At 54.9% G+C, this 3853-nt stretch carries 4 protein-coding genes and 1 pseudogene; 3 read left to right on the forward strand and 2 right to left on the reverse strand.

What is annotated here, in order from left to right; all coding sequences use genetic code 11:
• Nucleotides 1-587 (reverse strand): annotated as a pseudogene (locus B5E66_RS13470) (IS5 family transposase); the annotation flags it as partial.
• A gap of 86 nt (nucleotides 588-673) precedes the next feature.
• On the opposite strand from B5E66_RS13470, the gene istA reads away from it, so the two are divergent.
• From istA to B5E66_RS13140, 3 genes are read left to right on the forward strand one after another with little or no spacing between them, the layout of a single operon-like run.
• Nucleotides 674-2224 (forward strand): IS21 family transposase, encoded by a 1551-nt coding sequence (gene istA, locus B5E66_RS12615; RefSeq protein WP_143407009.1) that lies wholly within the window; start codon nucleotides 674-676, stop codon nucleotides 2222-2224.
• Entirely contained in the window at nucleotides 2224-3006 is a 783-nt protein-coding gene (locus tag B5E66_RS12620) for an ATP-binding protein (RefSeq protein WP_087233831.1), read from the forward strand. Before istA ends, B5E66_RS12620 begins: the two co-directional genes overlap by 1 nt.
• A gap of 37 nt (nucleotides 3007-3043) precedes the next feature.
• Nucleotides 3044-3205, forward strand: coding sequence for a hypothetical protein (locus tag B5E66_RS13140; protein WP_158098366.1), 162 nt, complete (start codon nucleotides 3044-3046; stop codon nucleotides 3203-3205).
• A 176-nt stretch (nucleotides 3206-3381) separates the two neighbouring features.
• Here the strand turns inward: B5E66_RS13140 and B5E66_RS13475 are convergent, their stop codons facing one another.
• Nucleotides 3382-3711, reverse strand: coding sequence for a transposase (locus B5E66_RS13475; protein WP_342395007.1), 330 nt, complete (start codon nucleotides 3709-3711; stop codon nucleotides 3382-3384).
• Between the last annotated feature and the right edge of the window lie 142 nt (nucleotides 3712-3853).

Consider the following 3853-nt stretch of genomic DNA (forward strand, 5'->3'; position numbering starts at 1 on the left):
GCACGCCTGTCTGCAAAACGGAAAATCGTACCCTTTATCAGCGTGAAGTTTCTGAGGATGACAAGTGGGTCTCCCGTGCAAATTTCGCAGGGACGGCAGATGATCCAGCATATATTCCAACATTTTGCAATCATTCACATTGGCGGCAGTGAGGCCGACAACAAGCGGAATACCATTGCGATCCGTTATGAGATGATGTTTGCTTCCAGGACGACCTCGATCTACGGGGTTGGGGCCTGTGTGTTCGCCCCCCTTTTTGCCTGGATGACAGAGCCGTCAATACAGGCTCTGCTCCAGTCGATCTTTTTCGTATCGTGTAAATTTTGCAGGATGACATGGTGAAGGCTCTCCCAAACACCAGCTTCCTGCCAGTCCCGAAGTCTGCGCCAGCAGGTCATACCACTGCCGCAGCCCATCTCCTGTGGCAGGTCTTCCCACGGTATCCCTGTCTTGAGTACAAAGACAATTCCGGTCAAAGCTGCCCGGTCAGGTATACGTGGACGGCCTCCTTTGGGCCTGGGCTTATGTTTTGGCAAAAGTGGTTCAATCTGACTCCACAGTTCGTCGCTTACCAGCTTTCTGGGCATTTGCTTCACCCCCACTGGTATTTTACTGTATATTCCTCTATTTGTCAGGTTTTGTTAGGTGCTCTAAATCAATTGGAGGTTTAACAATGACAAACTATCGGGAGATCTTGCGGCTAAGCAGTCTTCAGTACAGCCAGCGAACCATTGAATCAATGGCACACTGTTCCAGACATACAGTGCGGGATGTACTGCGGGCCGCAAAGGAACAAGGCATATCCTGGCCCCTCCCCGACGACATCGCCAACGCCGAGCTGGAACAGCTTCTCTTCCCAAACAAGCACAAGGCATCCAGCCAATACGCCGAGCCCGACTATCCGTACATCCACCGTGAACTGGCCCGGTCAGGCGTGACCCTGTCGCTGCTGTGGGAAGAATACTGTGCGAAGTGCCAGGAAACCGGCCAGAAACCATATATGAGCACCCAGTTTGGCGAACGGTACCGCCGTTGGGCGCGCATTACAAGGGCGACCATGCGCATCCAGCACAAACCGGGGGACGCCATGCAGGTGGACTGGGCTGGAGATACCATCCCCCTCCAGGACCCGGTCACGGGCGAGCAAAGCGCCGCCTACTTGTTTGTAGCCGTTCTGCCCTGCAGTTACTACACCTACGCGGAAGCCTGCGACGACATGAAAACCGAGAACTGGCTGAACTGCCATGTCCATGCATTCGACTACTTCGGCGGCGTCGCACGGCTGCTGATCCCTGACAACTGCAAGACGGCCACGCTGTCCAACACCCGGTACGATGCGATTCTGAACCGCAGCTACCAGGAACTGGCCGAGCATTACGGCACCGCAATCGTACCGGCGCGTGTCCGCAAGCCGAGGGACAAGAGCTCGGCGGAGGCATCTGTCCGCTTTGCCGAAACGTGGATTGTGGCCGCTCTGCGCGACCGCAAGTTCTTTTCTCTGCGAGAATTGAATGAAGCGGTTGCCGAAAAGCTGGAAGAGTTGAACGATCGCCCGTTCAAGCAGATGGCTGGCTGCCGCCACAGCGCCTATCTGGAAGAAGAAAAGCCCTACATGCTGCCGCTGCCTGCCAGCGCGTTTGAACCGGCCGTATGGTCGGTTGCCAAAGTCGCCAACGACTATCTTGTTACGGATGGCAGGAACAAGTATTCCGTTCCCTACAACTTGATTGGCGAGCGCGTGGACATCCGGGTAACCAAGACAACAGTAGAGGTGTTCTACCACGGCAGCCGTGTAGCCAGCCACCGCCGGTTGCAGACCCGGCAGCGGGATCCGCTGGTGAAACGCGAACATATGCCTCCAGAGCACCAGAAATATCTCACCTACAACGCAGACGAGTTCAGCCGCTGGGCGATGTCAGTCGGCTCTATGACCGAGAAGGTGACCGAACACTTCCTGAAGTCCGGTAAGGCCGCCGAACAGGGCTACAAGGCCTGCGCCGGTCTGACCAAACTGGAACAGCGATACGGCAAACAGCGTCTGGAAGCAGCCTGCGGCAAGGCTCTGGCGTACAGCACCGCACCCTCGCTGCGCACCATTGCCAGCATTCTGAAAAATGGCCTGGACAAGCCGGACAAGGCAGAAAGCCAAACGGCTCAGTCCGAAGCCAATAGCTACGGCATTACCCGCGGCGCGGCTTACTTCCGGAAGGGAGGCGACCGCTGATGCTGAACCAGGCAACGATGGATATGCTCACAGCGATGAAGCTGACCGCTATGGCCGAGGAATTTGCCAACCAGCTGAAAGATCCCACGTTCAATGAATTGGGCTTCGAGGAGCGGCTGGGCTTGCTGGTAAATGCGGAATGGAACCGACGCCAGAGCAACAAACTGAACCGGTTTATCCGCAACGCACGCTTCGCCGTACCCTCTGCCACCGTGGAAGGCATTGAATACCACGAGGATCGCAAGCTGGACAAAGCACAGATGCTGCGGTTTGCCACCTGCCAGTACATTGACGAAGGCCACCACATTATCCTCAAGGGTGCCTCGGGCAATGGCAAAACTTACATTGCCTGTGCCCTGGGCAATGCAGCCTGCCGCCGTTTCAAGAAGGTACAGTACATCCGTATGCCGGAACTGCTGGATGAGCTGAGCATTGCCCGCAGCGCTGGCACACTGAAAAAAGTGCTTGAATCGTACAAGAAGAAAGACCTGCTGATTCTGGATGAATGGCTGATTCGTCCGCTGTCCCCGCAGGAATCCTACGATATGCTGGAGATTGTGGAGGCGCGGTGCCGCAAGTCTACGATCTTTTGCACGCAGTACGAATCTGAGGGGTGGTACACCAGGATCGACCCGAACCCGGAGTCCAACAGCCCCGTTTCAGAAGCTATTATGGACCGTATTATCCACAACGCTTACGAGGTTCTGGTTGACGGTAAAGTTTCCATGCGGGAACGCAAGGGCTTGAGGGCTGCCCGGGAAGGCGGTGGCCAGGATACATGACTGTTCTTGTCTTTACGATGAGGAAAACTGCGCGGCTTTGGAACTGGAAAGGGCCTGCTACAACGAGATGGAGCGTGAGTCGGTGGAATACTTTTACGCAGCTGAGAAAGAGCTCCAGCTCCAGCGACAGCGCGAGCGGATTCGGATGTTGGAGAACATCTTAACAGAAAACGTTATTCCTGTCCCTGAAGAAAATTGAATTAGGCTCTGCTGGCCGGTTTGGCTGGCAGAGCTTTTGTATGTAAGGTACAAGGATGTCGCTTTAGGGCGGTGAGGTGTCGCCAGCTTTCCGGCAGGGTGTCGCTAAAACTCCGTGCAGATGTCGCTCAGCGTCCGTGTTTGAACATGTATGGTCTAGCCGACCGGCGAGGCGGCTTAAAACTCAGACAACACAGGTGGGGCTTCAGTGCGTGAAAGTGGAGCTAAAACTCCGGCAGGGTGGTGCTCAAATCGCGTGCAGGTGGGGCTGAGGTGGCGATTTTTGCAGATAGCTGCGTCGAATCCCGTAAGATTGTCAGTACAGGCAATGAAAATGTCCTCTACACCGCGGTTTTTCAAACCATTCAATACGGTTGCCCAGAACTTGGCGCTCTCATTTTCGCCGACCCACATCCCCAGAACATCTTTTCTGCCGTCCAGATTGTAAGCGCCCCACGAAACAGTGTACTTGCCAAGCCCAGTCTCCCAGTGAGAAAATCGTTCCATGGAGTGGCTGTGTATTTTTGAGAGCGGTCTTAAAAATACACGGCCTCTCCGAGAAAATCCATTGAGGAGGCAAACATGGAAAAGAGAGCAATGGCAGTTCGGGAAGAACAATGGATTCAAACCATCGCCGCTGCAAAACAGA

It is taken from the genome of Faecalibacterium sp. An121, assembly GCF_002160915.1.
GTDB classification, from domain to species: domain Bacteria; phylum Bacillota; class Clostridia; order Oscillospirales; family Ruminococcaceae; genus Faecalibacterium; species Faecalibacterium avium.

Coding starts and splice junctions, on each gene's coding strand:
- B5E66_RS12620 (WP_087233831.1), top strand. CDS start 2,224: ATGCTGAACCAGGCAACGATGGATATGCTCACAGCGATGAAGCTGACC.
- istA (WP_143407009.1), top strand. CDS start 674: ATGACAAACTATCGGGAGATCTTGCGGCTAAGCAGTCTTCAGTACAGC.
- B5E66_RS13475 (WP_342395007.1), bottom strand. CDS start 3,711: ATGGAACGATTTTCTCACTGGGAGACTGGGCTTGGCAAGTACACTGTT.